Origin of the sequence: Lachnoclostridium sp. MSJ-17, from assembly GCF_018918205.1 — a bacterium.
Taxonomy (GTDB): Bacteria; Bacillota; Clostridia; order Oscillospirales; family Acutalibacteraceae; genus Ruminococcoides.
The window spans coordinates 1-24,065 of the sequence record NZ_JAHLQB010000118.1; the positions used below are offsets into that span (position 1 = coordinate 1).

General features: G+C 46.8%; 34 protein-coding genes, 1 pseudogene and 1 riboswitch. Of the genes and pseudogenes, 19 read left to right on the forward strand and 16 right to left on the reverse strand.

Features of this window, described 5'->3' with window-relative positions; translation table 11 throughout:
• Positions 1 to 153 precede the first annotated feature (153 nt).
• The gene (locus KQI64_RS09675; RefSeq protein ID WP_216524557.1) at positions 154 to 462 is read left to right on the forward strand and encodes a hypothetical protein; all 309 of its coding nucleotides are present in this window, start codon (positions 154 to 156) and stop codon (positions 460 to 462) included.
• Positions 463 to 550: 88 nt separating this feature from the next.
• Here the strand turns inward: KQI64_RS09675 and sigE are convergent, their stop codons facing one another.
• Positions 551 to 1,249 carry an RNA polymerase sporulation sigma factor SigE gene (sigE, locus tag KQI64_RS09680; protein WP_216524558.1) on the reverse strand — a complete coding sequence of 233 codons (699 nt, stop codon included), beginning with the start codon at positions 1,247 to 1,249 and terminating at the stop codon, positions 551 to 553.
• A complete protein-coding gene (locus KQI64_RS09685; RefSeq protein ID WP_216524559.1) occupies positions 1,246 to 2,052 on the reverse strand; it encodes a sigma-E processing peptidase SpoIIGA in 807 nt (268 codons plus the stop codon). The genes sigE and KQI64_RS09685 overlap by 4 nt, the downstream gene beginning before the upstream one ends.
• A gap of 72 nt (positions 2,053 to 2,124) precedes the next feature.
• Here KQI64_RS09685 and KQI64_RS10795 point away from each other — a divergent pair, with 72 nt between their 5' ends.
• A complete protein-coding gene (locus KQI64_RS10795; RefSeq protein ID WP_216524589.1) occupies positions 2,125 to 2,211 on the forward strand; it encodes a DUF3789 domain-containing protein in 87 nt (28 codons plus the stop codon).
• 53 nt (positions 2,212 to 2,264) lie between these two features.
• Here KQI64_RS10795 and KQI64_RS09695 read toward each other — a convergent pair whose 3' ends face one another.
• Both KQI64_RS09695 and KQI64_RS09700 read right to left on the reverse strand, forming a co-directional pair.
• A complete protein-coding gene (locus KQI64_RS09695; protein WP_216524560.1) occupies positions 2,265 to 2,696 on the reverse strand; it encodes a hypothetical protein in 432 nt (143 codons plus the stop codon).
• A 161-nt stretch (positions 2,697 to 2,857) separates the two neighbouring features.
• Positions 2,858 to 3,247 carry a DUF5640 domain-containing protein gene (locus KQI64_RS09700; protein WP_216524561.1) on the reverse strand — a complete coding sequence of 130 codons (390 nt, stop codon included), beginning with the start codon at positions 3,245 to 3,247 and terminating at the stop codon, positions 2,858 to 2,860.
• 165 nt (positions 3,248 to 3,412) lie between these two features.
• Between KQI64_RS09700 and KQI64_RS09705 the strand changes: the two genes are divergently transcribed.
• The 4 genes from KQI64_RS09705 to KQI64_RS09720 all read left to right on the forward strand — a co-directional run bounded on the left by KQI64_RS09705 (position 3,413) and on the right by KQI64_RS09720 (position 7,727).
• The gene (locus KQI64_RS09705) at positions 3,413 to 4,219 is read left to right on the forward strand and encodes a C39 family peptidase (protein WP_216524562.1); all 807 of its coding nucleotides are present in this window, start codon (positions 3,413 to 3,415) and stop codon (positions 4,217 to 4,219) included.
• A gap of 259 nt (positions 4,220 to 4,478) precedes the next feature.
• Positions 4,479 to 5,906 (forward strand): magnesium transporter, encoded by a 1,428-nt coding sequence (mgtE, locus tag KQI64_RS09710; protein WP_216524563.1) that lies wholly within the window; start codon positions 4,479 to 4,481, stop codon positions 5,904 to 5,906.
• 40 nt (positions 5,907 to 5,946) lie between these two features.
• Positions 5,947 to 6,681: an NAD(+) synthase gene (nadE, locus tag KQI64_RS09715; protein ID WP_216524564.1), complete on the forward strand. Its 735-nt coding sequence runs from the start codon at positions 5,947 to 5,949 to the stop codon at positions 6,679 to 6,681.
• Between the two features lie 161 nt (positions 6,682 to 6,842).
• A complete protein-coding gene (locus KQI64_RS09720; RefSeq protein ID WP_216524565.1) occupies positions 6,843 to 7,727 on the forward strand; it encodes a dockerin type I repeat-containing protein in 885 nt (294 codons plus the stop codon).
• A 37-nt stretch (positions 7,728 to 7,764) separates the two neighbouring features.
• Here KQI64_RS09720 and KQI64_RS09725 read toward each other — a convergent pair whose 3' ends face one another.
• The gene (locus tag KQI64_RS09725; RefSeq protein WP_216524566.1) at positions 7,765 to 8,094 is read right to left on the reverse strand and encodes a cupin domain-containing protein; all 330 of its coding nucleotides are present in this window, start codon (positions 8,092 to 8,094) and stop codon (positions 7,765 to 7,767) included.
• Between the two features lie 126 nt (positions 8,095 to 8,220).
• A riboswitch (SAM riboswitch) is annotated at positions 8,221 to 8,317 on the forward strand.
• Between the two features lie 54 nt (positions 8,318 to 8,371).
• Here KQI64_RS09725 and metK point away from each other — a divergent pair.
• Positions 8,372 to 9,556 carry a methionine adenosyltransferase gene (gene metK, locus KQI64_RS09730; RefSeq protein ID WP_216524567.1) on the forward strand — a complete coding sequence of 395 codons (1,185 nt, stop codon included), beginning with the start codon at positions 8,372 to 8,374 and terminating at the stop codon, positions 9,554 to 9,556.
• 36 nt (positions 9,557 to 9,592) lie between these two features.
• Here the strand turns inward: metK and KQI64_RS09735 are convergent, their stop codons facing one another.
• The 6 genes from KQI64_RS09735 to KQI64_RS09760 form a co-directional block, all read right to left on the reverse strand.
• Positions 9,593 to 9,940 (reverse strand): type II toxin-antitoxin system PemK/MazF family toxin, encoded by a 348-nt coding sequence (locus tag KQI64_RS09735; protein ID WP_216524568.1) that lies wholly within the window; start codon positions 9,938 to 9,940, stop codon positions 9,593 to 9,595.
• Between the two features lie 118 nt (positions 9,941 to 10,058).
• Positions 10,059 to 10,544, reverse strand: coding sequence for a hypothetical protein (locus KQI64_RS09740; RefSeq protein WP_216524569.1), 486 nt, complete (start codon positions 10,542 to 10,544; stop codon positions 10,059 to 10,061).
• 39 nt (positions 10,545 to 10,583) lie between these two features.
• Positions 10,584 to 11,459: an NAD(P)H-hydrate dehydratase gene (locus tag KQI64_RS09745; RefSeq protein ID WP_216524570.1), complete on the reverse strand. Its 876-nt coding sequence runs from the start codon at positions 11,457 to 11,459 to the stop codon at positions 10,584 to 10,586.
• A 1-nt stretch (position 11,460) separates the two neighbouring features.
• The gene (locus KQI64_RS09750; protein WP_216524571.1) at positions 11,461 to 12,006 is read right to left on the reverse strand and encodes a DUF6106 family protein; all 546 of its coding nucleotides are present in this window, start codon (positions 12,004 to 12,006) and stop codon (positions 11,461 to 11,463) included.
• Positions 12,007 to 12,089: 83 nt separating this feature from the next.
• Positions 12,090 to 12,890, reverse strand: coding sequence for a prolipoprotein diacylglyceryl transferase (locus tag KQI64_RS09755; RefSeq protein ID WP_216524572.1), 801 nt, complete (start codon positions 12,888 to 12,890; stop codon positions 12,090 to 12,092).
• 72 nt (positions 12,891 to 12,962) lie between these two features.
• On the reverse strand, positions 12,963 to 13,298 hold the full coding sequence (locus tag KQI64_RS09760) for a hypothetical protein (protein WP_216524573.1): 336 nt from the start codon (positions 13,296 to 13,298) through the stop codon (positions 12,963 to 12,965).
• A gap of 551 nt (positions 13,299 to 13,849) precedes the next feature.
• Between KQI64_RS09760 and KQI64_RS09765 the strand changes: the two genes are divergently transcribed.
• The 6 genes from KQI64_RS09765 to KQI64_RS09790 all read left to right on the forward strand — a co-directional run bounded on the left by KQI64_RS09765 (position 13,850) and on the right by KQI64_RS09790 (position 17,887).
• On the forward strand, positions 13,850 to 14,311 hold the full coding sequence (locus KQI64_RS09765) for a DUF3990 domain-containing protein (RefSeq protein WP_216524574.1): 462 nt from the start codon (positions 13,850 to 13,852) through the stop codon (positions 14,309 to 14,311).
• A complete protein-coding gene (locus KQI64_RS09770; RefSeq protein WP_216524575.1) occupies positions 14,304 to 14,741 on the forward strand; it encodes a hypothetical protein in 438 nt (145 codons plus the stop codon). Before KQI64_RS09765 ends, KQI64_RS09770 begins: the two co-directional genes overlap by 8 nt.
• 514 nt (positions 14,742 to 15,255) lie before the next feature.
• Entirely contained in the window at positions 15,256 to 15,459 is a 204-nt protein-coding gene (locus KQI64_RS09775) for a hypothetical protein (protein ID WP_216524576.1), read from the forward strand.
• Positions 15,460 to 15,752: 293 nt separating this feature from the next.
• Positions 15,753 to 16,205 carry a GNAT family N-acetyltransferase gene (locus KQI64_RS09780; RefSeq protein WP_216524577.1) on the forward strand — a complete coding sequence of 151 codons (453 nt, stop codon included), beginning with the start codon at positions 15,753 to 15,755 and terminating at the stop codon, positions 16,203 to 16,205.
• Positions 16,206 to 16,594: 389 nt separating this feature from the next.
• On the forward strand, positions 16,595 to 17,293 hold the full coding sequence (locus KQI64_RS09785) for a CPBP family intramembrane glutamic endopeptidase (protein WP_216524578.1): 699 nt from the start codon (positions 16,595 to 16,597) through the stop codon (positions 17,291 to 17,293).
• Entirely contained in the window at positions 17,294 to 17,887 is a 594-nt protein-coding gene (locus KQI64_RS09790; protein ID WP_216524579.1) for a Crp/Fnr family transcriptional regulator, read from the forward strand.
• Positions 17,888 to 18,093: 206 nt separating this feature from the next.
• On the opposite strand, the gene KQI64_RS09795 is transcribed toward KQI64_RS09790, so the two are convergent.
• From KQI64_RS09795 to KQI64_RS09805, 3 genes are all read right to left on the reverse strand, one after another.
• The gene (locus KQI64_RS09795) at positions 18,094 to 18,564 is read right to left on the reverse strand and encodes a YbaK/EbsC family protein (protein ID WP_216524580.1); all 471 of its coding nucleotides are present in this window, start codon (positions 18,562 to 18,564) and stop codon (positions 18,094 to 18,096) included.
• Between the two features lie 4 nt (positions 18,565 to 18,568).
• Positions 18,569 to 18,979, reverse strand: a complete 411-nt coding sequence (locus tag KQI64_RS09800) for a hypothetical protein (protein ID WP_216524581.1) — start codon at positions 18,977 to 18,979, stop codon at positions 18,569 to 18,571.
• Positions 18,980 to 19,104: 125 nt separating this feature from the next.
• Positions 19,105 to 19,773, reverse strand: a complete 669-nt coding sequence (locus tag KQI64_RS09805) for a Crp/Fnr family transcriptional regulator (protein ID WP_216524582.1) — start codon at positions 19,771 to 19,773, stop codon at positions 19,105 to 19,107.
• 109 nt (positions 19,774 to 19,882) lie between these two features.
• Here KQI64_RS09805 and KQI64_RS09810 point away from each other — a divergent pair, with 109 nt between their 5' ends.
• From KQI64_RS09810 to KQI64_RS09830, 5 genes are read left to right on the forward strand one after another with little or no spacing between them, the layout of a single operon-like run.
• Positions 19,883 to 20,569 carry a DUF2249 domain-containing protein gene (locus tag KQI64_RS09810; protein ID WP_216524583.1) on the forward strand — a complete coding sequence of 229 codons (687 nt, stop codon included), beginning with the start codon at positions 19,883 to 19,885 and terminating at the stop codon, positions 20,567 to 20,569.
• Positions 20,570 to 21,220 (forward strand): cupin domain-containing protein, encoded by a 651-nt coding sequence (locus tag KQI64_RS09815; RefSeq protein ID WP_216524584.1) that lies wholly within the window; start codon positions 20,570 to 20,572, stop codon positions 21,218 to 21,220.
• A gap of 6 nt (positions 21,221 to 21,226) precedes the next feature.
• Entirely contained in the window at positions 21,227 to 21,412 is a 186-nt protein-coding gene (locus tag KQI64_RS09820; RefSeq protein ID WP_216524585.1) for a ferredoxin, read from the forward strand.
• A 12-nt stretch (positions 21,413 to 21,424) separates the two neighbouring features.
• Positions 21,425 to 22,375: an L-lactate dehydrogenase gene (locus KQI64_RS09825; protein ID WP_216524586.1), complete on the forward strand. Its 951-nt coding sequence runs from the start codon at positions 21,425 to 21,427 to the stop codon at positions 22,373 to 22,375.
• 5 nt (positions 22,376 to 22,380) lie between these two features.
• Positions 22,381 to 22,869, forward strand: a complete 489-nt coding sequence (locus KQI64_RS09830) for a hemerythrin domain-containing protein (protein WP_253289262.1) — start codon at positions 22,381 to 22,383, stop codon at positions 22,867 to 22,869.
• Positions 22,870 to 23,183: 314 nt separating this feature from the next.
• Here the strand turns inward: KQI64_RS09830 and KQI64_RS09835 are convergent, their stop codons facing one another.
• A complete protein-coding gene (locus KQI64_RS09835; protein ID WP_216524587.1) occupies positions 23,184 to 23,378 on the reverse strand; it encodes an antitoxin VbhA family protein in 195 nt (64 codons plus the stop codon).
• Complete coding sequence (locus tag KQI64_RS09840) at positions 23,375 to 23,560, reverse strand: antitoxin VbhA family protein (protein ID WP_216524588.1); 186 nt, start codon at positions 23,558 to 23,560, stop codon at positions 23,375 to 23,377. Before KQI64_RS09840 ends, KQI64_RS09835 begins: the two co-directional genes overlap by 4 nt.
• Before the next feature lie 239 nt (positions 23,561 to 23,799).
• Between KQI64_RS09840 and KQI64_RS09845 the strand changes: the two are divergent.
• Positions 23,800 to 24,065 (forward strand): annotated as a pseudogene (locus KQI64_RS09845) (Fic family protein); the annotation flags it as partial.

Here is a 24,065-nt window from a genome sequence, read left to right on the forward strand (position 1 = left end):
AGGAGCAGGTCAAGAACGCGTTTGACGAGAACGGCATAACGATTCCTTATCCTCATATAGTTGTCAAAAAATAACATCATAAAAATTTAATTATTGCAGATAATAATGGTGTCGCGATATGCGGCACCATTTTTTATCAGAGGATGAACAGATATGAAAAAATTATTTGCCATTGCCTGCGCGGCAGTGATTTCCGCCTCCGCGATGACGGGCTGCGGCTGCAATATGGCCAATAACGCCGCTTCAACTGTCTCACAGACAGCTTCCGACGCAGTTTCGGGCGCCGGAAGAATAGTTGACGACGTCGGCAGCGGCGCGTCAAACGCGGTCAGCGATATCGCCGGCAATACCAACGGCAACGTAAGCGATGACGACGGCGTTATCGGCAACGAGACTCAGCCTTCGAGCGATTCGGCTGCCGATAACACCGAAATGACAACAATGGACGACACAACTATGTAATGGGAACCTCTAAAAATTCCCAGCCGCGCATAAGCACGGAATTATTAGAGGCTCCCTAAGAAAGCGGTGGGCAGCCACCGCTTTTACATTATACCGCCTTTTCAAGCTCCTCCCTGAGCTGACGGATTATTTTCTTTTCCAGACGCGAGATATACGACTGCGAAATACCCAGCTTATCCGCGACCTGCTTCTGGGTATGCTCCTTTTTTCCGTTCAGCCCGAACCTCAGCTCCATTATCCGGCATTCCCGCGGATTGAGCCGCGACACCGCGTCGAGAACAAGGTTATGCTCCAGCTCGGTTTCGAGGTTGTTGTTGACCTCGTCGGGGTCGCTCCCGAGGATATCGCAGAGCAGCAGCTCGTTTCCGTCGTAGTCTGTGTTCAGCGGCTCGTCGATCGAAATCTCGTTTTTCAGCTGAGAGGATTTGCGCAGGAACATAAGTATTTCGTTTTCTATGCAGCGCGAAGCGTAGGTCGCGAGCTTGATGTTTTTTTCGGGAGAGAAGGTGTTGACAGCCTTTATCAGCCCGATCGTGCCGATAGAGATCAGATCCTCGGCGCCGGCGGCAGGAGACTCGAATTTTTTAGCGATGTAAACCACCAGACGGAGATTATGTACGATCAGTAGCTCGCGTGCGCTGTATTCACCGGCGGAAATCCGTTTCATAATCTCCGTTTCCTCCGCGCGGCTCAGCGGCGGCGGAAGCGTCTCGCTGCCGTTGATGTAAAAGATTTCGTTTTCACTTAAGAAAAGCATTTTGATTTTACTGATTATTCTCAGCATCATATTACCTCACCTTCAGTTATTTCATACGGCACAAGCGCCTTGATTTCACCCTTCAATACGTTCTCGCAAACGCCGAGATACACATCATGCTCAGACTCCCTTCCGTCGATTTTTAATCTGCTGACCCGATATCCCCTGATGAAGCCGTTACCTCCGAGGCTGCCAAAAGGAATCACTCTCATTTTATCATCTGTGAGGTGCAGATCGCGTAGAATTGAGTCCTCGGCTATGATGACATAATCGCCCGAAAACGGTTCCTTTACGTTGCATCCTGTATCGACCGCGGCAGAAAAGGCGGTAACATCATCATTGAGCTCGATTTCTATCTGACATACTCTTTTTCCGCATACACCCTTCGTCAGTCTTTTTATCAATTTCATAATATAATAACAGACAAGAGAAAGAATAATCAGCAGAAAAGGGGATATATTAAAGTATACGGTATCGTTGTAAATCTCCATACCCGCGGGATGAAAAGTGTTATAAACAAATATCATGACCCCGCAGAAGGTAAACGACAGGGCGAAGTATACCGCAGCGCGTCTTAAAAATACCTTCGGAGACGAAAAACCGAAGGCTATGATGATCAGCGCCGCTGCAGAGAGCAGATCCGTGAGAAAATTCAATCCGAAGGGCATCGGCGGGAGCAGGGCGGCAAGACTGAATACTCCGCCCGCAAGACTCCCGAAAATGACTCTGAGCAGCTTTGCCCTGATATTGAGCAGCTTTTGCGTGCACAGGATAAGAAAGAAATCGACAAAGATATTTACCGTAACCAATACGTCGATATATACGGTTTTCATTTAAATCACCACCGTATTAATTATCGCATATAAAGGTAATAAACCTTGTCATTTTAGGTCAGGAGGTCAAAAATGCTTTTGGGCATCATCATCGGCACCTTCGTCGGGGCATTCTTGGGCGTCAGTCTGATGTGTCTGCTGTATTACAGCCGAGGGTAAAAAAAGAAAAGGGACTGTATTTACAGTCCCTTTTTTCTGTATCAGAAAAATAATCAGTCGGTTCCCACATAACTCGGGTCGCCGTGAATAACGATCTCGCCTTCACCGGGAATCTCGGGGTAATCAGAGCCTTTGTCGCCGTTGTTCTCCTCGCTTGACTGCGGGCTTGAGTTCGAAGACTCATTGGCGTTATCCTCAGCGCTTGACTGTACGTCGGAATTATAAGCGCTGTTCTCGCTGTTGTTATACCCCTGCTGGTCTGCCGCTGAGTTGTAGTTGTTGTCCTGATAATCCTCGCTGCCCGCAGTTGTGGGAACGGTGGTTTTAGGCTGGGTTCCCTTAGCGGTGGTAGGCTGAACAGAGGTGCTTGACGGCGAGGTTGTCGCCTCGCTGTTTTTATCGCCTTCACCGCACGCCGCGAATACCGAAGCGGTGAGAACAGCCATCGCCGCAACGGCTAATATAGTAATATTTTTTTTCTTCATAAAATCAACTCCTTGCTTAAGTTAACGCAAAAATTCAAGTTTACGCAATAATTATAGATTCATAAATTCTTTTTGTCAACATTAGGCCGCATTGTTTCCGTAAACAATCATGTTGTTTTCACATGATAAACACACTGACAGCGTCAGCGCATTTTTGAATGTTATTTTTTGGTGTATACGATTTCCTCTCCGTAGGAGTCCTCAACAATGAACTGGTTGTTCTCGATGCGGTAGGGACGTTTCACTGCGGCAGTGCTTCCCTCAAAGGTCTCGTAGTAAATGCCGTCCTTGGTTGTGTAGGTCAGGTTCATGATTTTGCCCGCAGCATTATAAACGCCGGTGCCGTCGGGATTGAAGGTGTAGGTGTATTCATCTCCGTAAAGCTGAAGCGCCCAGGTTCCGACAATACTCTGACTTGTGTCGGCGGCTCCGCTGTCAGACTGAGTGGAAGCGGAAACGTCGGAATTATGCTTGCCGGTGCATGAGCAAAAGCTGATTGCGGAAAGTAAAGCCGCAAGAATGATCACAACTGCTGTAAGGTGCTTTTTCATAAATATCGTTCCTTTCGAAATCATACTGAGTATATTGTATCACAAATATATCCGTTTGTCTTTATCATTCCTGAATTTTTTTTATTTTTTTTCAAATCCTTATCTTTTGCGTGACATGAAAAAGAATTTATGGTATAATCAAGAAGAAAGAGGGTAAGTGGTATTATGAGGTATAACAGAAAAAAACGTCAGCTTATTATTCTGTCTGTTTTATTGGCGATAATTTTGTTTCTTATTATTATTTGTATACTGATATCGGTCAATAAATGCACGTCTGACACGCAGGAAACCACTGCGGCAACCTCAGAGCCTGTTGTAGAGACGACGACCGTGCCGGAGAAGTATATTATTGACGAGAATGTCAAGGTCATCAAGCAGGATGATTTGAAGGCGGGCTGCGAAACCTACGCCTGCACCATGCTTCTCAATATGCTGGGCTTTGATTTGGACGAGCATACGATTGCTGATAATTATCTTAATTGTCAGTTTGTGTATATGGGAGAAGAAGAAGGCGGCGACAATTACGGACCCGATCTGTACAGCGCTTTTGCCGGTACGGCATACGGCGGCTGGGGTGTGTACGCTCCCTCAATGGCAAAGAGCATGAACAATTACCTCAAAGACCAGAAATCAAATCTTAAGGCGTATAATATGGAAAACGTGCCGCTTGAGGATCTTGTCGACGAGTACGTTTCAAAGGGAGTTCCGGTCATGGTCTGGGCGACAACCGATATGGACGAGCCGTATGTATTCACGACATGGATAGTAAATTACGTTGACGAGAACGCCAAGACAAAACTCGGCGATACGTTTTCGTGGTATATGCACGAGCACTGTCTGGTGCTTATCGGCTACGACAAGGACAGCTACTACTTTGCCGACTCCACCGCCGGAAAAATATCTGTTTTCAAAAAAGACCTTGTAAAAAAGCGCTACGAGCAGATGGGTCAGCAGAGCATTGTCGTCAAATAGGTCGGTTGACTTTACGTATATAACGTGGTATAATTTATAAGCAAAAATTCAAATAAAAAGAGGTGATTAAAGTGACAAGCAGCGATAGTCATGGGTCGGGCAGAAGCGAAAATTCATTCAGTATCTATCACACGGACGCTTTCCTGTTCGTCGCTTTATTACACTGAGTATTGATTTTTCAGCCTCTGTGCGGCATGCGCGCAGAGGTTTTCTGTTTGTCCGTTTCTATTGTTAATATCAAAAGAACGGGGGTCAAACAATGGCAAATGAAATATACAACAAGACAGTTGAGACGATGCTGACAGAGCGTCCCGACTACGAAAACGAAATTATACGCATCATACGCGGAAGCTACTCGCCGAAAACCGCTCAGGGAATGCTTGAGGACTATCACGGAAGCGACGTAGCGCAGGTTATGGAGAACCTCAATTCTCAGGAGCGGAAGAAGCTGTACCGTATCTGTTCCGCCGAAATGCTCGCCGACGCGCTCGAGCATCTTGAGGAGGATGACGCGGGAACATACCTGAACGAGATGGATCTGAAAAAGGCGTCCGCAGTCGTATCCATGCTCGAAACAGACTCTGCGGCGAGTATCCTCAGAGAAATCCAGAAGGAGAAGCGCTCGCTTATCATCGATTCGCTCTCACCCGAGATACGCAGCGATATCCGGCTGATCGCGTCCTTTGACGAGGACGAGATCGGCAGCCGAATGACGACGAACTGCGTTGTTATCCTTGATACTCTCACAGTACCTCAGGCGATGAACGAGCTTATCAGTCAGGCTGAGGAAAACGACAATATCTCCACCATATTTGTAACCGATGAAACAGGCGAGTTCAGCGGAGCGATCGACCTGAGAGATCTGATTACAGCGCGCAGGAATGATACTCTTGATTCGATCACCGTCACTTCCTTCCCGTACCTATACGCGCAGGAGACGATCGACGACTGTATCGAGCAGCTCAAGAATTATTCCGAGGCGTCTATACCCGTACTCGACAACAACAACCGCTTTCTCGGAGTAATCACCGCGCAGAACGTCATTGAGGTAATCGATGACGAGATGGGCGAGGACTACGCAAAGCTCGGTGGTCTGACCGCCGAGGAGGACTTGCACGAGCCTCTTTTTCAGAGCATCAAAAAGCGTCTGCCGTGGCTGCTTGCTCTGCTTGGTCTGGGCATTATCGTATCAACCGTGGTCGGCGCGTTTGAAAGAGTCGTCGCGCAGCTGACAATGATCATGGCTTTCCAGTCGCTTATTCTCGATATGGCTGGTAACGTCGGTACCCAGTCGCTTGCGGTAACGATACGCGTGCTTATGGACGAAAACCTCAGCGTAGGGCAGAAGTTCAAGCTCGTCGCAAAGGAAACAAGGGTTGGATTTTCAAACGGTATTATCCTCGGCGTGATATCCGTGCTGTTTGTCGGCTTGTATATTATGCTGTTCAAGGGTAAGGATATCCAGTTTGCCTTTTCGGTGTCGGGGTGTATCGGACTTGCACTGCTGATCGCCATGGCGGTTTCGAGCGCGGTAGGCACACTGATTCCGATATTTTTCAAAAAAATCAAGATCGACCCCGCTGTAGCTTCGGGTCCGCTGATCACCACGATCAACGACCTTGTAGCCGTGGTTACCTACTACGGACTGAGCTGGGTATTTCTTATTAATTTCTTACAGCTTTCATAATTTAACAAATTTGGAACATATTAAAAACGGGAGGAATTCGATGTTTGACGCAGCAATAGTAAAACAGGATTGTATTGAATGGATACGCAAGTTTTTTGAGGAAAACGGCCCCGGGTGCAACGCGGTCGTAGGAATTTCGGGCGGAAAGGACAGCTCTATCGTCGCCGCCTTGTGCGTTGAGGCTCTCGGCAAGGAAAGAGTCATCGGCGTTCTCATGCCTAACGGCGTGCAGGCCGATATCGATATGGCGCAGCTTCTTGTCAACCACCTCGGAATAAAGCATTACGTTATCAACGTGAAGGACGCGGTTGACGGAGTGATAAACTCGCTTCCGTTTACGCCTTCTGCGCAGACGCTCACGAACATTCCTCCGAGGATCCGCATGACTACGCTGTACGCCGTCGCTCAGAGCCACAACGGACGTGTCGCCAATACCTGCAATCTCTCAGAGGACTGGGTTGGCTATTCCACACGCTACGGCGATCAGGCGGGAGATTTCAGCCCGTGCTCGTTCCTCACGGTTGATGAGATGAAGCAGATTGGCAGACTTTGCGGACTTCCCGACGTACTGATCGACAAGGTTCCGATCGACGGACTCTGCGGCAAGACCGACGAGGACAACCTCGGATTCACCTACGCGGTGCTAGACCGCTATATCAGGACGGGCGAGATCGACGACGAGGAGATAAAGAAAAACATCGACGACCGTCACCGCAAAAACCTCTTTAAGCTCAGCTATATGCCGTGCTTCCACACCGAAAAATATTTTGAATAACAGAAAGGGCGGGTTAACCGCTTTTTCTTTTTTAAACAAAAAATTAGTGACTATTTTGTCAATGTTCTCTAAATGGCGAATTGTAAAAAACCGGCTGATAATATATAATAAAGACAGAAAGCAAAAGCATAAATCATATGGAAAAACGAAAGGCTGGTTTTATGTTAAAAAAGATTTCTGCCATTATCCTCACGGCGGCTGCGCTTGTGACCTGTTCTGTTTCGGGCTTGTCCGTACAGGCTGTAAGCGACGACCCGACGATCAAGCACGTGAGCAAAACCTCTCAGCAGGACGGGATTCTGACCGCTTACAACTACAATGTTCCCTCGAACTCAAAGGCTTCCGTAAAGGTCTATAAATCCGACAAGGATTATACAACAATTAAGTTCGCTGATTTTTTCAATCATCCTCAGACCTTCAATCTCGGTAAAAAAGAATTCAAAACCGAGACTTGGCTCAAATTGGGCGCAGGCGGCATCGGCGGAAGCGCGCCGTACATCGACCTGAGCAACAGCGCCGGCAAATACGAATGCGTAAAAATCAAGCTCTCGGATTTTTCGAGCTATTTCAATACAAACGGCACGCACACTGAAAAAATTTCCGATTACGGCAACCATAAGTACACCTTCAAGGAGGAAGCTGCGGACGCGAACGGCAACCGCTTTTCTTCCGCTCTGCTTATTTACAGCGGCGGTGCTATCAACCACGTCGTACCCGACAAGGACGGTATGGTTCAGATCTATATTTCGACCAAGCCCGGCGTTCCTGTTAAATACACTACGTCATTCTGTTACGAATTACATCAGGACGGAAGCGTTCGCTACGGCGGAGGCGGCGGCAGCTCAGGAAGCTATATCGGCGGTCTTACAATTGGTGACTGTGACCAATCCGGCTATATGGATATTTCCGACGTTACCGCTGTCCAGAAATACACCGCGAAGATGATCGACTTCAATAAAGCCCAGATCCGCTGCGGCGACCTCAACGGCGACGGTCAGGTAAATATCGTCGACGCCACTCTGCTCCAAAAGGCGCTTGCCGAATAAAAAAATCACGGCTGCTTCGGTTGAGGCAGCCGTTTGCTTATTGATTGGGAACTACGGCGAAGAACACAAGCTTCTCGTCTCCGTCGTTGACAAGACTGTGCGAGTGACCCTTAGGACAGTAGTGACACTGACCTGCCTCGACCGCAAGCCGCTGTCCGTCGTAAATCACACTTCCCTTACCGCTGAGAAAATAAATGATCTCGCTGTTTGTGTCGTGCAGGTGCTCGCCGATTGTCGCGCCGGGAACGAGCGTGCCGTGTAAAAAGCGGTTCATGCCGTCATAGTGCATTTTTGCGCGGAAAAATTTTTCACCGCCCTTGAAGTTCGGAATATCCTCGCTTTTCTCGTTTTTAATATCAAAAACCATATTAATCCTCCATATTTCCAAATTTGCATTCATTTTATCATATTCCTTGCCGCATATCAACGAAAAATAAAAAAAGACTTGCATTTTTATTGCTATCGGAGTATAATAATCGACAGTTGAATATAAACCTTATCAAGAGTGACGGAGGGACAGGCCCTGTGAAGTCCGGCAACCTGCCATAAGGCAAGGTGCTAAATCCTGCGGTTTAACCGGAAGATGAGTTAATTTTGCCGCCTTTCGGAAGAAGGGCGCTTATTTTTTTATTGGAGTGATTAAAATGGCAAGAAGATTATTTTCCTCGGAGTCCGTAACAGAGGGACATCCCGACAAGGTATGCGACTGCGTTTCAGACGCGGTTCTCGATAAAATCCTGGAGCAGGACAAAAACGCTCACGTAGCCTGCGAGACCACGGTAACTACCGGCGTTGTCCATATCATGGGCGAGATATCCACCACAGCCAAGGTCGATATCGCCGCGGTAGCCCGCGATGTTATCAGGGAAATCGGCTACGACAACCCGGAGTACGGCTTCGACGGCAGCAGCTGCGCGGTGCTCGTTTCAATGGACGCGCAGTCGCCCGATATCGCTATGGGCGTCAACGAGAGCTATGAGCTCCGTGACGGCGAAAACGACGCTGACAACCGGATCGGCGCGGGAGATCAGGGCATTATGTTCGGCTATGCGTGCGACGAGACCGAGGAGCTCATGCCGCTTCCCATTTCTCTTGCCCATAAGCTTGCCAAGAAGCTCACCGAGGTCAGGAAGAACGGCACGCTTCCGTATCTCCGTCCCGACGGAAAGACTCAGGTCACCGTTGAATATGACGGCGACAAGGCTGTAAGGGTAGATACCGTAGTAGTTTCCACTCAGCACGACGATGACGTGACGACAGAGCAGATCCGCGAGGATATGATCGAATACGTAATCAAGCCCGTGATCCCTGAGTCGCTCCTCGATTCAAATACCAAGTTCTTTGTCAACCCCACCGGAAGATTTGTAATCGGCGGTCCTGTCGGCGACGCGGGTCTTACCGGAAGAAAAATCATTGTCGACACCTATGGCGGATATTCCCGCCACGGCGGCGGAGCGTTCAGCGGCAAGGACCCGACAAAGGTCGACCGCAGCGCGGCGTACTACGCGCGTTACATCGCAAAGAATATCGTCGCCGCGAAGCTTGCAAAACGCTGCGAGGTTCAGCTCGCCTACGCAATCGGCGTAGCGAAGCCTGTGTCCATTCTGATCGATACCTTCGGCACGTCCGAATACAGCGACGAGGCTCTCAGCGAGGCAGTCGGCAAGGTATTTGACTGCCGTCCCAATTCGATCATCCGTCAGCTCGGTCTTACAGAGACAAAGTACAGACCCTTGGCGGCTTACGGTCATATCGGCCGCGAGGATTTGGATGTGAGCTGGGAAAAGACAGATAAAACCGACGCCTTGCTCAAGGCGCTCAACGCATAAAAAATCAGGGAAACGGTTCTCCGTTTCCCTGTTATATTATCCCTGCAAGCCGAAGGAAATTGAAATTGCATTGTCAATAGCGTTCATCGAACGCGCGTCGACGGTGCCCATTTTTTCTTTGAGCCTGCGTTTATCGATGGTTCGCACCTGCTCGAGCAGCACGACGCTGTCCTTTGACAGACCGGATGTATCCGCGTGCAGCGGTATGTGCGTCGGCAGCTTTGCCTTTGACTGCTGGCTTGTGATAGCCGCCGCGATAACGGTGGGGCTGAAACGGTTTCCGACGTTGTTCTGCACAATCAGCACCGGACGGATACCGCCCTGTTCTGAGCCGACCACGGGGCTTAGATCCGCGTAATATATATCTCCGCGACGAATAATCAAGGTTTTTCACGCTCCAAAAATTTTTTGCCGCTCCCGGCTTGTATTAATATTTTTGACAGCCGGGTTTTGCTTTATTCAGTTATTACATAATATTTTACGGCGTGAAATGTGTGAGAAATCAAAGCCCGGCGGCATTAATAAATTCTATTTTTCCGTCCGGGCATTCGAGCGAGACGATAAATCCGTTTTCGCCGGCAGTAAGCTTCCAGTCTCCGACCGCCGCCTTGCCGTCATTCAGAACAAGACGTCCGTTTTCCTGTTCGCGGCAGATTTCGTCGAGGACATTTTTCAGTCCTGCGGGCAGCGAGGTAGATGGCAGATAAGCTTCATCGGCAGTACACTGCATTCCGTCCTTGCTCAGGCGAAGTTCACCGTCGCTGCAGCCGATCGACAAGCCGTCAAGCGTCCCGGGAGAGCTCAGCCGCATGTTCATCCTGCCCTGTCTGTTGTATGTAACGCTGCCTTCAAGCTCCTGTCCGCGGTAGCAGGCGGTGAAGTCCGCTTTGAAATCCGTCACAAGCTCCGCGTGTTCTGCGCCCCTGCAGCCCGCGAGCAGAATAACCGCGAAAAAAAGGACACATAATGCTTTCAAAGATTTTGTCATAAGACACCTCCTTGTGCATTATATGTCCGTATTTTTTTATCATGACACTCCGCATTTTCTGAGCGCCCCGGGAATGCATTCGATCAAATCTGACGGCAGCATAGAAATTTTTCCGAGCTTTTCCGCCGCGATATCTCCCGATAGCCCGTGCAGATAAACCGCAGCGGCAGCCGCGTCAAACGGTTCAGCGCCTTCTGCCAGCAGAGCGCCCGCCATACCTGCGAGCACGTCTCCGCTTCCGCCTGTCGCCATACCGCTGTTGCCGGTGTGGTTGACAAGAACCCTGCCTTCGGGCGAAGCGATAACCGTACCGGCGCCTTTTAATACAGTGATTACACCGTATTCCTTTGCAAACCTTGCCGAGAGCTTTTCTCTGTCCGCGTTGACATCATAGGGGCTTGAACCGATAAGTCTCGCGAATTCTCCGGGGTGTGGGGTAATGACTATCTTTGACTTCGATTTTTTCAGAATTCCGGGGTTGTCCGCTATGCAGTTGAGAGCGTCCGCGTCAAGCAGCAAATATTTGTCGTAATTTTCTATAAAAGAATTAACAAGCCGCTTTGTGTCCTCACAAACCGAAAGTCCGCAGCCAATCACTACCGCATTGCATCTGTTCGCTTCACTCAGCAGATAACCGATATTATCCGAGCTTATTTTACCGTCAGAAGTCTCAGCGAGCGGAAGATAAACGCTCTCGGGAATCCTCTGAGCAACGATAGGGTAGATGCTTTTCGGCAGCGCGCATTTGTTCAGTCCGATGCCCATTCTCAGAGCCGCTTTTGTCTCGAGCATGGCTGCACCTGCCATTCCATAGCAGCCGCAAATGCTGAGCAGAGTGCCCATAGTGCCTTTATTCGCGTCGTCGGGACGTTCTGGAATCGCGCGCCTGAGAATGTTCCTGTCCGTCAGTTCCATATCAGTAGTTATTCTTTTGATAGAAAAGCTTTATGACGAGATGCTTGTCGAGGTGCGACTTCATGCCCTCAAGAATGTTCTCGTTAGGCGTAAAAATCAGCAGGCACTTTCCGAACGCGGGACTGTTGAATGCCGCGTAGTAGTTCTCGTCCTTAGAGTCGATGTCGTGAGCAGCAATAAAAGTCTTTGTAAACCGCATTTTATCGATAACTTTTTCGTCCTTTGTCAGCTCGGTGATTTCATTGATAGGCACGCGGCATACAGCCTTGCGTTTTCTCAGTGAGATGATCTTCGAAATATCGAGGTCGTTACCCGCGACGGAGTATTCGTACTCAACCTTTTGCTGCGAAAAAACGTACCATACACCGTAGATACCGCCCAGAAAAAGAAAGATGCTCACCATAAAGATGTACTGAATGTGAGTCAGAATAGCGAGTCCGGCGCCGGCAAACGGGATCATAATCAGGATAATTACAGAAATGATTTTGATTATCAATTGCTTTGCCTTATTTACTCTTTTGACAACCTGTTCGTTAAAGCCTTCCATATCAAAGCTCCTTTTTATTCATATTGACTAATATATAATATCACATTCTGATTTTTTTTGCAAGAGAAAAAAGCCCGCACCGATTACTCAGTGACAGGCTTTTTTTTGAAATGACAAATTGTAAGACCGATAACCGCGGTAACAAAAAGCAGAATACTTATCCACTGCGAGGTCGACAGTCCGAACAAAAAGCCGCGGATCTCGTCGCCCCTGAAAAACTCAAGAGTGAAACGTATAACGGGATAGACGAGCATATAAACGAAAAGCAGCTTGTCCGTCATAATTGATTTCCTGAACAGATAGAGTATGAACAGGAAAATCAGCAGGTTCAGCGCCGATTCAAAGAGCTGAACCGGAAGGCGGTTGACGTCGTTGATCTCAGGGTTTACAGTGTTGCCGTGAACGGTGAAGCCGAACGGAGATTCAATTCCGTAGCAGCAGCCGCCGAGAAAGCAGCCGATTCTTCCGAAAACGTGAAACAGGGGAGTGAGAACAGCGTAGATATCGAGCAGGTTCCTCGCCTTGATTTTCTTATCAAACTTACAATATACTCCGATTGCCGCGATACCGCCGAGAAAGCCGCCGTAGAACACCATGCCGCCGATAGCGTAAATAATGACGTCGCGGAACTTGTCGAACCAGAGCGTGCCGATATTCCGGAACGCCCCGATGATTATATCGAGGTGGGTGATACCGTAAACGATATGAGCGCCGATAAAAATGCCCGCGCCGATTGACAAAAGAATCAGCAGGAAGTCGTAGATATCGCGGCCGAAGCGTTTAATGAGCCTGCTTCCGACAAAAGTACAGGCAAAAGCCCCGAGCACGACCATAATTCCGTAGGTGCCGACCTCCCAGCTGAAGATGTGAAAAGAAGGAAACATCTGATAACTCCTTGATAAAACAATACAGCCAGCCACAGGCTGACTGTAGATTGTTTATAAGTTTTATTTTGCTTATTGAGCAGCAGCGGAAGCAGCGCTCTGAGCAGCGCTCTCGATTGCCTTCTGAACCTCGGGGTCGGAAGCAACGCAAGCGGTGCAAACGGTGCAGGTGAGGAAGCCGATGAACGCAAGTACGAGACCTACGATGGAAAGAACAAGACCAACTGTGGGAACGGGAGAGGTCTGTCCGGCTTCCTTGAAGCTCTTTTTGGACAGGATCGCAAGAACCAGACCGACGATAGCAGCGATGAGGGAAACTATGTTGAAAAAGGGAACATAGAATGTTACAATCGCGAAAGCGCCGAGAACGATAGCTACGATACCAAGTACCTTGTTGCCTGTTTTCATTGTTATATCCTCCTGAATATAATATTGATTAGCAGTGTTTTAGCTGCTGTTATGATTATATTCTATTTAATTTTTAATGTCAAGTATTGTGCTATTTTTTTGTTGCTGATTTACAAAATTGTAATAGGTTTTATGCCGCGATCATAACTTTTGCCTTCAAATCCCAACGGACACTGAGCGGATAAAAAATCAGAGGTACCCATGATTTTTAACCCGCCCGAAGTACGTTTCATATTCCGAAATGTTTCATCTCGCTTGTGACTTGGTTGTGCATAGCCATTAATTTATAAGCTCTCTCCCTAAAAGCGCATATCGAAGCGTACTTTGCGGCGTGCTACGCCACCAACGCCTACGCAAGGCTGCCGAAGGATAATAGGCAAGATCAGAAGGCGTAGAAAAAAGCAAAACTCAGTTAATAATATAAGCGGTGAATAGCGCCGAAAAGTCCTGTTCACTGCTTGCTTTTGTTTGGCTTGAAAACAATTATTCTAATATGGTTGATTTTATTAAGAAATTACGTTAAAATATAGATGGAATGGAAGGTGATAAGAATGATTCTATATCACGGAAGCAAGGAAATCGTAAGAGAACCGAAGATTCTGAAAGCAAAGTATAATAAGGATTTTTACTTTGGGTTTTATTGTACGTTGTATGAGCCCCAAGCACTTCGCTGGGCAACCAGAATTACGGGAAGCGGTATTATTAATCAGTATGAATATATGCCGGATGATTCTTTGAAGGTTTTGTCGTTCTCTGAAATGACGGAGGAATGGTTAGACTTCATTGCTGCTTGCAGAAACGGAAAACCGCATAGTTTTGATATTGTTGAGGGACCAATGGCGAATGATACAATATTTAACTATGTTGAAGATTTTATAGATGGCAGGATTTCCAGAGAAGCGTTTTGGGAATTGGCAAGGTTTAAGCATCCGACGCATCAAATCTGTTTCAATACAGCAAAAGCCTTAAATACACTTCGCTTTATCGGGAGCAAGGAGGTTTCTAATGATTAATCAATCTGATCTGTTTTATCTTTGCAGCTTGATCGAGGTAATTGGCAGAAAGCAGAAGCTGACAAGGAAAGAGGTCGTTAACGCTCTCGGTGTAAAAAACCTCGACAGGATTTACCGTCAGGCGGAAATTCTGCATTGTGAACCGATTGAAAAAGTTGCAGATGAATATATTGAGTTTCTGAATATTCCTGACGGTGATTTTGATAACGTGGCTAAATGCCGTTATTTGATACCCGACCACTGGACAATCGGAAAGGTGTATCAGCGATTGATTGCGGATACACTGACAGATGATGATTTGATCAGCCATGTCATCAAGGTTTATCAGTCTTGGGTCAGCGATGGTATCAGCGACTATAACAGTGACTTTTATTATCAGCCGAGAAGTTATATTGCTCTATGCTATAAGGAAAACAAGTTAATTGCGTAACTTATTGAAAAGACGTCAATCAAATGTGACGCCTTTTCTTTTACGCTTGACAAATCCATAATTAGGAATTGTAATAAATACGTAGTCCGAATATATATTTTCTAATCGCAATGATTAGTTCGGTTTGGCGCCGGTAAAAGTATCGGTCGGATTCGCCTTTGGTGAACGCTGACAGCTAATGACGTGCAGGCTTTGGTTTGCAACGTGAGAAATCCGACTTGTCACACGGATTTGTCGGGTAATGTTCCTCTCGCTGAGATGCTTAGAACAGAATGGTTCGGATTGTGAAGTGCGTCCGGACGACAATTTAACAGGAGCCTATGCTCGGAATAGTTCCCACAAGGGTAAGCGTATCTTTGTGCTTTTTTTATTTCGGAAAAGCATAGGCTATTTTTTATGCCCTTAGTGATTTTTCACTGAGGGTATTTTATATAGCAGGAATTCTCAAAACTGAGAAAACATTCGGCGGCGACGGCGAAATAACGTTTACATTTTAAGAAAGAGGAAAAGTATTATGGCTGAAATGTTGAAATACATGGAAAACGAAGAACAGGCTTTTGATGAAGGTATTGAGGAAGCTGCGTCTGAAGCTACGGACAACAATCATTGCCTGGCGCGTTACGACGGCAAACTATGTACGGCAATCTTTAATCCGTTTTCGGGTTATTATTACGTAGATGATGTTTACGGTGTGATTGAAGAAAGCGAAAAGGAATAATACACCTAATAAGCGCAGCCGTCAAGCGGGATAATCTCCTGATTGGCGGCTATTGCTATATTAATGGTTTTATGATAGAATTTTATAAAATGAAAAAGGAAATAATTGCCATGAGCTTAATTAAAAATATCTCCCTGTTTTAGAGTTCCCGTTCTGTTCGGCGTGGATTTCGGATACGTTTTCGATGATCACCTTCCCGATCAGCGGCAGGGTGAAAGTATAGGTTTTTGACGATCCTGTCATTGAAATCATGACGCATTAATCTTTAGTATGTAAAATAATACGAGGTGACTATGAATATCACGTATAGAAAATTAACTGTGGATGACCTTGACGTGTTTATTAAAATGCGTATCGATCAGTTGCGTGAAGAAGGAGCAAAAGAGGATATCGACCTTGAACCTGCTCTGAGAGACTACTATTTACGTCATTTGTCAGACGGTACTTTTGTATCGTGGCTTGCTTTGGATAAAGACAGAATCATTGGTACAAGCGGAATGTCTATCGTGGAAAAACCGCCTTATTTCGGATGCCCAAGCGGTAAAATCGGATTGCTGTCAAGTATGTTTACCGATCCGAACTATCGAAGAAAAGGGATCGCAAAAACATTGCTCTCAAAGGTAGTTGACGAAGCCGGAGAGCAAGGGTGCGGAACCGTTCAAATCACCGCTTCCGATATGGGAGTGCTTTTATACTCTGATTTCGGCTTTAAAAAGAACGATAACTTTATGCAGTATAAATTATGAATGAATATGAGGCAAAATAAGAAAACAAAAGCAATTTTTATAGATTTTTACGGTACACTGGTCAGGAAACCTTCGCAGCGCTGCAACCATTGGCGGGAAGCAAGTCGGTGTGTGTGAAATCAGCGTCTCGGGCAACATCCGGACAATAACGCGCACCGGTGTTGATCCCGAGTACGGCGGAAGGGGAATCGCAAAAAACTTGTTTTGAAGTAGATAGAAGCCGCCTGTTCCAGAAATGCGAAGATCGTGCCGCTTTGCTCGTGTGCAGAATAATTGATGTCAGGCAGAGAGGAATACCGGGACGTACTTAAATAAGCAATTCTTCTTAACATACATCAATGCGTTTTGCGGCGATTGGTGATATGCTTTCTTTCAGGAGGTCGATACCGATGAAAGAAACAAATATCAAAAACGCAAAAACAGCCGTCACGATCACCACCGCACTTACCTTTTTCGCCGCAGGTTTTGAGGTCATCATGGCTTTCATGGGCAGCAAGCCGGGAATGAATATTTTTGACATCGCTAGCTTCGCCATGGCGAATCCGAACGTCTACTGTCTGATCCTGATTCTGGTGAATATCATTCTTCTGCCTTCGGCAATCCTGCTGTACAGGCAAAACGGAATCAGCCTGAAAAAGGAAATCGCAGAGAAGAAAACGCTTGGCAGGGATATTCTGTTCGGACTCGCGGCATTGGCGGCATCTCTCATGGTGAGTCTTGGATATGCTTTTGTTTTTGCCGCCGGCAGAACAGAGCTTGCCTTTGTCGATACCGACACGTCCGTTGGTACGACCGTTATAAAAATCATTGCGCTCGTTTTCGTCAGCGGCATTTGCAAGGAGATTTATTTTAGGGGTTTTGCAAAGCGTTTCGCGGAAACGGTTCTCGGAAAAACGAACGCGTTGTTGCTTTTTAATCTGATGTTCGCCATGCTCGATTGGTACAACTTCGGTTTTTCGCTGATTGTGGGCTTTATCTGGATTTGGGCTTACAAAAAGAGCCGTCACATGATTTCCTCCATGATAGCGCACGGCGGCACGAATCTGGCGGGAATTATCTGGTTGCTTGTTATGAGCGGAGTGAATTAAATGAATAAAGAATCCATTATCAGACAACTGAAAAGGCTCTCTGCGGAGAATGATCTCACCTTTGAGGATGATGTGCTGAGAAAAGCCGTAGAGCTTGCACGGTTCAGGGTTTATCCGAAAGGGTCTGTCATTAAGAGTATCGGCGACAGGGCAGATTCCGTCGCGATTGTGCTTGACGGACTGGTGCGCGGCTATTATATCGACGTCGACGGCAACGACATCACACGCGGCTTTGGCATAAACGGCGGCTTGTGTATGGACGAGGGCGTGATGGGCTATGAGGAATATATCTGCGTGTGGGAGCCGATAGAAGAATCCACGCTGATGCTTTTCAACGTAAAGGATTTCAAGTCGCTTATCATGAGCAGCGAGGATTTAAAAACTCTTTGGATTCAGCTGCTGGAGGAAGGCTTGCGCTACAAAATGTACCGCGAGAACGGCTTCCTCGTTGAGAACGCGACGGAGAGGTACCTGCATTTCAGAAGGCTTTTCCCGATGCTCTGCGAACGTGTGCCGCAAAAGCACATCGCCACCTACCTCGGAATCACCCCCGAATCACTGAGCAGGATCCGCAAGGCGATGAAGGAAGGATAAATCAGATGTTGTCGGACTCAGTATGTATTTATCTGAAACCATATTGTTAAAATCCGCTTTCTGATATTACGCAGAAAGCGGGTTTTGCTGCTTTATTCATCAGTACTGAACGGCATTAACTCAAACGGGTTTAAGCGTGATCTGTTTCTGTGTTATGCCAAGCTCCGGTTGTCTGTTGCGGAGAATTTTTGAGAAATGTTAACCTTTCATAATTGGCTTTTGCTGACATCTACCCAAGCCACATACTGCGAGTATTTTTCGAGCTCAGGCAGTGTTAGTTCGATAGCGCTGTTGCTACTTCCGCAGGCAGGAAAGACAGTTTGAAATCTCCTGAGCGATTCGTCCAGATAAACTTTGACACCGTCATTTATCGCAAAGGGACAAACACCGCCGACCGAATAACCGATTAACTGCGTCACTTCATCTGCTTTGAGCATTTTTGCTTTTGCTCCAAACTGCGCTTTGTATTTTTTGTTGTCGATTTTGACGTCTCCGGCGGTGACGATAAGAATCGGGTTGCCATTCACCATAAATGACAGCGTCTTGGCAATTCTGCAAGGCTCGCAATTCAAAGCCTTTGAGGCAAGCTCAACCGTTGCGCTCGATACCTCAAATTCCTCAATTCTGTCTTTTATTCCGTATTGCTTAAAATACTCTTTTACCTTTTCAACAGACATGATATTACCTCGTTTCAAACCCATTAAGCATTTTATAGAGTCCGTCCGTGAAATCTCTGTAATGCTTCGGAAAATTCTGTGAGCCGTCGGCTCTTATTTTTTTGTCGCCGTTGACAACTGCGTAGAGCGAAAACATCGTTCCGTCCAGAACGCCGCGAGGATGTTTGCCGTGAAAGCCGTCCCATAAGAGCAGCTTACACTCGTTGAGCAGCGACAGCATTGTAACGTTACTGACCAATACCCGCTTTTCAAGGATGCGCTCATTTTCCGGATAGCGGTGCCGGATTTGATACTGAGACACCTCGGCAACATCGCCTTTCATAACGATTTCATAATCGACAGAATAACGCATGCCGCTTATGTGCAGCGTAATGATTTCAAAGGATTCAATTTGCGTATTCCCTTTATTTTTCATAGCAGTTTCCACCTTTTTATTTCTTTCGGAATGGTTTTGATAAAAGGATAATTCCCTTCATTTGCAAAACTCCTTTACCGATTCTTTTTGATAGAACGGGCAGCGTTCTTTTATGCACTGCCGATCTATCGGATAAGCGTTTTCATTTTTCTGCCGTCTGCTATAAGAATTCCTTCATCCTGCATTCTGCCGAGCTCACGGGAGAGTGCGCTGCGGTTTACGCCGAGGTATTCTGCGAGGACAGTTTTGTTGAACGGGATTTTCACATAGCCGTTCTTATCCTTTGGCAGAGTACCGAGATAAAACAGGATCCTTTCACGCAGGCTTTTGCGGCTTAGGATTCTCACTTTCTGATTCAGAATCAGGTTTTTGCGCGCAAGGCTTTTGATAAGGTTTTCGGAGAGAATAACACGAATCGGCGACTGAATATCCGAATGATAAATAACACTCAGATCAATAAACAAAACAATGCAATCCTCGACAGCCCTGACTTGCACAGGGCTGTTTTTTGCGTTATTAATTACGAGTGCTTCGCCGAAAAGGTAACCGCCGCAGAATGAGTGCATTGTGATCTGATCGAAGTTTTCGTTCTGAAAAGAGCTTTCAATTCTTCCCTTCAAAAGCAGTCCCGCACTTGGTAATTCGCCGCCGAGCTGAACAATGAAATCATCCTTTTCGATTTTTTTGATACGTCCGTTCAGAAGCTTAATCGCGTCGGCAAGCTGTTCATCCTTAATGTTGTCAAATAAATAGCATTTCCTGATGGATAACAGGTAGTCTTTATTGGTAATCATAGTAAATTCACCTCACTAAAATAATATCATAGAAATGTTGCTGTGGCAACAGATATTTTGAGAAGAATGGTTTACACTATAATCAGAAAAGAAAAAGGAGGGCAACGTAATGAGCTATAAAGCTTGGCAAAACAAAACCGAAGATTTTAAAAAGATAGATGTCAGAGAAATTCAAGGCAACTTTTTCCAAGGAATTAAAAAGCACGCCGTAAACACGAAGGTCGGAAACGGCTTGGAAATCGTACAGAGCTTTGACCCGATTCCGCTTTACGAGGTGATGGAAGGTCTGGGCTTTGAGCATTATACCGAGCAGGTCAGTGAAAATGAGTTTCACGCTTATTTCTACCGCACGGAGCAGAAGCAGGATAACGGCGATATTCCGATGCGGCCCGCGGCGCTCACCAATATGCCGCTGATCGACGAGGAGCTCGGCAAGGTTGCCGTTCAGTTCTGGGACGTAACGTGGAATGACAGAAAACGTCGTCTGCCTTATGAAATCCGTCTCCTGCTTTCACTGACAAACGCTGTCGGCGCGGGCAGAATGCGGCAGGCGACAAGAGAGCTAGTCAAAGCGTATATCCACGGACTTGATTCCGCAGCTCTCGATGATGTGTTTGAGCTGTTGGCGTGGAATCAGGGAATCGGCTATTTCAGCTCTGAAATCGGACCGTCTACCTTGTTCGCTGCCTATAAGACCATCAAGAATATGGAAAACAAGGGCAAAACTCGCGCTGAAATCGCAGAGGTATTAACCGAAAAATTCGGCGAGAAAAACCCCGATGTCAAGGTGATGTAAATGAAAGAAAAAACAGGCGCGGTATTCAGTATCGCAGAGGACAATCAGCCTGTGGCAGGCTGTACGATTTCAAAAGCCGTGTATGATAACGGCACGGATTATATCTCCTATTTCTCGCTTGCTCAGGACACCGACATCAGCGCGGAGCTTTACGGTTATCATAAGCTGATTCTGCTCCACGAGGGCGATTTGGAGGTCTATACAGACAAGGAAGTATTCACACTTGAAAAGGGTGATTGTATCCTCACGCCGACCGACACTCCCGTAGGAATGAGAACAGACGCAAAAGCAATTTATACAGAAATATCTATCAGGAGGAACACCATGAATAATGAAGTAAAAGCAGGAGAGGTTTTCAAGCTCGCGGAATTATTACCCTATCAGGAAGGCAAAATCATCAATATGGACGTAGCCCATAACGAGAAGATGAAGTTCGTCATTATGAGCTTTGACGAAGGCACGGGACTTACTGAGCACGCCGCGCCGGGCGAAGCGCTGATTTTCGCTCTTGACGGCGAGGGCGTCATTGGCTATGAAGGCAGGGAACATCCTATCAAAGCGGGTGAGAATTTCAAATTCGCTGCAGGCGGTAGGCATTGGGTTAAGGCTGACGGCAGATTCAAGATGGCTCTGCTGATGACATCGGGGTGAGTTACTATGAAAGTATGTATCAATAAAAACGACTGTATCGGCTGCGGACTCTGTGCTGATATCGCGCCCGAGGTTTTTGAAGTGGATGGCGGAACAGCAGCGTATATCGGAGAGATCACGGACAAAAATAAAATCAGCGTGACGGATGCGGCAGACGGCTGTCCCGTCGGAGCGATCAGTATTGAAGAATAAGGAGAGATAACTATGGTAGAAATAAACAGCAGAAAAGCCGCCATTATCGGCTGCGGATTTGTAGGGTCGGCTTCGGCGTTCGCGCTGATGGAAAGCCACCTTTTCTCGGAAATCGTCCTGATTGACGCGGACAAAAACAGAGCCGAGGGCGAGGCTCTTGACATCAGCCACGGACTTCCTTTCTCAAAGCCTATGCAGATTTACGCGGGCACCTATGAGGACATCAGTGACGCTGCGGTAGTTATCGTCACCGCGGGCGCGGGACAAAAACCGGGGGAGACAAGGCTTGACTTAGTGAAAAAGAACGTCGCGATCTTCAAGTCGATTATCCCTGAAATTGCAAAATACAATAAAAACGGAATTCTCTTAATCGTCGCCAATCCCGTTGATATCCTGACTTACGTCGCAAAGCAGCTCAGCGGTTTTCCGTCAAACAGAGTGTTCGGTTCGGGTACGGTTCTCGACACAGCAAGACTGAAATATCTGCTCGGCGAGCACCTCGGCGTTGACAGCAGAAGCATACACGCGTTCATCATCGGCGAGCACGGCGACAGTGAAATTGCCGCATGGAGCAGCGCCAATGTCTCGGGCGTTCCGCTGCATAAATTCTGCGAGATGCGCGGACACTATCAGCATCAAAGGGCAATGCGCGAAATCGCCGAGGGCGTGAAGAACAGCGCTTACGAAATCATCGAGAAGAAAAGAGCCACTTACTACGGCATCGCGATGTCGGTACGCCGTATCTGCGAGGCAATCGTGAGGGATGAAAAATCTATACTTCCCGTTTCCAGTATGCAGACAAGTGAAGAAATCAACGGCGTAGCGCTGAGTATGCCTGCCATCGTCGGAAAGCAGGGCGTGGAAGGTCAGGTTCCGATTGAACTTAACAACGAAGAAAAGGCGGCGCTCAAAAAGTCCGCCGATACCTTAAAGGCAGTTCTGAAAGATGTATTGGGAGAGTGATTCGGTTGAAGCCTGATTATACCAATAAACACGAAAAAGCCGCGGCTCTGATCGCAGTAAAAGGTCATCCGCTTTACACATTCACGCAGGAAAACAACGCTCTTTCTGAGCTGATTGAGCAGGTCAGAGCAAGCGGCGAGATTGAAGCAATACGCGGAATCTCGGTTCACTATGCCAAGAAAGGCGACTTGCTCTATCCGCTTTTGAAAGCGAAGTATGATATTGCGGGACCGAGCGATTTGATGTGGACAGACGACGATGAAATCCGAGACGAAATATCCGCGCTGGCAAAGGAAGCCGAGCGCGGAGAGAATTGGAAAAAACGCCTCAACGCCGTTATTGACAAGGCGGAGCAGATGATCGTCAAAGACCAAAGGGTGCTGTTTCCCATTTGCGCCGTCAACTTTACCGAGGACGAGTGGAAGGGAATTTACCTTGACTCCAAAGCATATGGGTGGCTGAAATCATCAGCGCCCATAAGGATAATAAAATAGTCGTAATGAGTGACAGCGTGACTTGAACCCTCGGCACGCGGTTTTGGAGTTACTCTGGGGATTTGTTAAGTGAAATTTTTTAGTCACTATTAACGTTAATTAGCCCCGAAAAAGCTCTTAAACTTAGTAAAAACGCCGACAAAATTGGTGAAAAATTCACCGCCTCTGCATTTTTTCTGCACGTCGGTTAGAAAAGCGTTAGAAACGCCGTGCAGAAATTCGTTCGATAAACAGTGATAAAACAACCATCAGTCAATCAATCGCGCTGCATTTTTTCACCCTCAAAATAATCATGAGTGGTCGATATATTGAACTTAATTACGCTTGTATGAAATCCTTTTGCATAAAGAAAGCATAACCTCAGTTAATTGATCATCGGATATTTCGCCGTCGATCCATTGTCTAAAAAACTCATTTGTTTCATCGGGAATTGGAACGCCTTCAATGCTGTTAATCGCCTTTGCAACCTTGACAGCTCTCAGGCGTTTTTCTTTTGCTTCATATTTCACGTTGTTTTCGCCTTATACTTCTTAACAAGTTCCGCTTTAATCTGTTCTATCGTTAATTCGCCGTTAACCCATTGTGAGGATAATCGTTTCGTTTCTTCAGATACAGGAACGCCCTCAATGCTGTTAATGGCATATGCGGTTTTTTCCGCACGTCTGCGTTTAGCAATTTCCGTTGCAGTCATAAAAGCGAACTCCTCTCTTGGTTTTATTGTACTCAATCCGCAGTGAATAGTCAAGTGAAAGACGGAAGGCGTTTTTGGTTTCATCTCTCATTTTCAGAAAAGAATTTGATAGATGAATTGATTTTTGAGAGATGAAATGTTATACTGATAGCGGAGTGATCGTTATGCAGAAATATCCGTTTCAAATTAACACGAAAATTTTAAAACTGACAGCGGAAATATCTGAGCTCGTCGGCTCTATGTCAACACTGACGGAAGCCGCGCGCTCACCGCAGTTAAGAAGGAATAACAGAATAAAAACGATCTATTCCTCGCTTGCGATCGAGCAGAACACGCTGAGCTTAGAGCAAGTCACGGCAGTGTTGTCTGGCAAGCGCGTACTGGCTCCGCCGAAGGACATCGCGGAGGTTCAGAACGCGTTTGAGATTTATGATAGACTTGACGAGCTGAATCCGTATTCAATTGACGATTTGCTCACTGCCCATTCCGTCATGGTAAGAGGCTT

Bases quoted from the DNA above. Each gene is read 5' to 3' on its own strand.
- KQI64_RS09675 (WP_216524557.1), top strand. From the start codon at position 154: ATGAAAAAATTATTTGCCATTGCCTGCGCGGCAGTGATTTCCGCCTCC.
- sigE (WP_216524558.1), bottom strand. From the start codon at position 1,249: ATGATGCTGAGAATAATCAGTAAAATCAAAATGCTTTTCTTAAGTGAA.
- KQI64_RS09685 (WP_216524559.1), bottom strand. From the start codon at position 2,052: ATGAAAACCGTATATATCGACGTATTGGTTACGGTAAATATCTTTGTC.
- KQI64_RS10795 (WP_216524589.1), top strand. From the start codon at position 2,125: ATGCTTTTGGGCATCATCATCGGCACCTTCGTCGGGGCATTCTTGGGC.
- KQI64_RS09695 (WP_216524560.1), bottom strand. From the start codon at position 2,696: ATGAAGAAAAAAAATATTACTATATTAGCCGTTGCGGCGATGGCTGTT.
- KQI64_RS09700 (WP_216524561.1), bottom strand. From the start codon at position 3,247: ATGAAAAAGCACCTTACAGCAGTTGTGATCATTCTTGCGGCTTTACTT.
- KQI64_RS09705 (WP_216524562.1), top strand. From the start codon at position 3,413: ATGAGGTATAACAGAAAAAAACGTCAGCTTATTATTCTGTCTGTTTTA.
- mgtE (WP_216524563.1), top strand. From the start codon at position 4,479: ATGGCAAATGAAATATACAACAAGACAGTTGAGACGATGCTGACAGAG.
- nadE (WP_216524564.1), top strand. From the start codon at position 5,947: ATGTTTGACGCAGCAATAGTAAAACAGGATTGTATTGAATGGATACGC.
- KQI64_RS09720 (WP_216524565.1), top strand. From the start codon at position 6,843: ATGTTAAAAAAGATTTCTGCCATTATCCTCACGGCGGCTGCGCTTGTG.
- KQI64_RS09725 (WP_216524566.1), bottom strand. From the start codon at position 8,094: ATGGTTTTTGATATTAAAAACGAGAAAAGCGAGGATATTCCGAACTTC.
- metK (WP_216524567.1), top strand. From the start codon at position 8,372: ATGGCAAGAAGATTATTTTCCTCGGAGTCCGTAACAGAGGGACATCCC.
- KQI64_RS09740 (WP_216524569.1), bottom strand. From the start codon at position 10,544: ATGACAAAATCTTTGAAAGCATTATGTGTCCTTTTTTTCGCGGTTATT.
- KQI64_RS09745 (WP_216524570.1), bottom strand. From the start codon at position 11,459: ATGGAACTGACGGACAGGAACATTCTCAGGCGCGCGATTCCAGAACGT.
- KQI64_RS09750 (WP_216524571.1), bottom strand. From the start codon at position 12,006: ATGGAAGGCTTTAACGAACAGGTTGTCAAAAGAGTAAATAAGGCAAAG.
- KQI64_RS09755 (WP_216524572.1), bottom strand. From the start codon at position 12,890: ATGTTTCCTTCTTTTCACATCTTCAGCTGGGAGGTCGGCACCTACGGA.
- KQI64_RS09760 (WP_216524573.1), bottom strand. From the start codon at position 13,298: ATGAAAACAGGCAACAAGGTACTTGGTATCGTAGCTATCGTTCTCGGC.
- KQI64_RS09765 (WP_216524574.1), top strand. From the start codon at position 13,850: ATGATTCTATATCACGGAAGCAAGGAAATCGTAAGAGAACCGAAGATT.
- KQI64_RS09770 (WP_216524575.1), top strand. From the start codon at position 14,304: ATGATTAATCAATCTGATCTGTTTTATCTTTGCAGCTTGATCGAGGTA.
- KQI64_RS09775 (WP_216524576.1), top strand. From the start codon at position 15,256: ATGGCTGAAATGTTGAAATACATGGAAAACGAAGAACAGGCTTTTGAT.
- KQI64_RS09780 (WP_216524577.1), top strand. From the start codon at position 15,753: ATGAATATCACGTATAGAAAATTAACTGTGGATGACCTTGACGTGTTT.
- KQI64_RS09785 (WP_216524578.1), top strand. From the start codon at position 16,595: ATGAAAGAAACAAATATCAAAAACGCAAAAACAGCCGTCACGATCACC.
- KQI64_RS09790 (WP_216524579.1), top strand. From the start codon at position 17,294: ATGAATAAAGAATCCATTATCAGACAACTGAAAAGGCTCTCTGCGGAG.
- KQI64_RS09795 (WP_216524580.1), bottom strand. From the start codon at position 18,564: ATGTCTGTTGAAAAGGTAAAAGAGTATTTTAAGCAATACGGAATAAAA.
- KQI64_RS09800 (WP_216524581.1), bottom strand. From the start codon at position 18,979: ATGAAAAATAAAGGGAATACGCAAATTGAATCCTTTGAAATCATTACG.
- KQI64_RS09805 (WP_216524582.1), bottom strand. From the start codon at position 19,773: ATGATTACCAATAAAGACTACCTGTTATCCATCAGGAAATGCTATTTA.
- KQI64_RS09810 (WP_216524583.1), top strand. From the start codon at position 19,883: ATGAGCTATAAAGCTTGGCAAAACAAAACCGAAGATTTTAAAAAGATA.
- KQI64_RS09815 (WP_216524584.1), top strand. From the start codon at position 20,570: ATGAAAGAAAAAACAGGCGCGGTATTCAGTATCGCAGAGGACAATCAG.
- KQI64_RS09820 (WP_216524585.1), top strand. From the start codon at position 21,227: ATGAAAGTATGTATCAATAAAAACGACTGTATCGGCTGCGGACTCTGT.
- KQI64_RS09825 (WP_216524586.1), top strand. From the start codon at position 21,425: ATGGTAGAAATAAACAGCAGAAAAGCCGCCATTATCGGCTGCGGATTT.
- KQI64_RS09840 (WP_216524588.1), bottom strand. From the start codon at position 23,560: ATGACTGCAACGGAAATTGCTAAACGCAGACGTGCGGAAAAAACCGCA.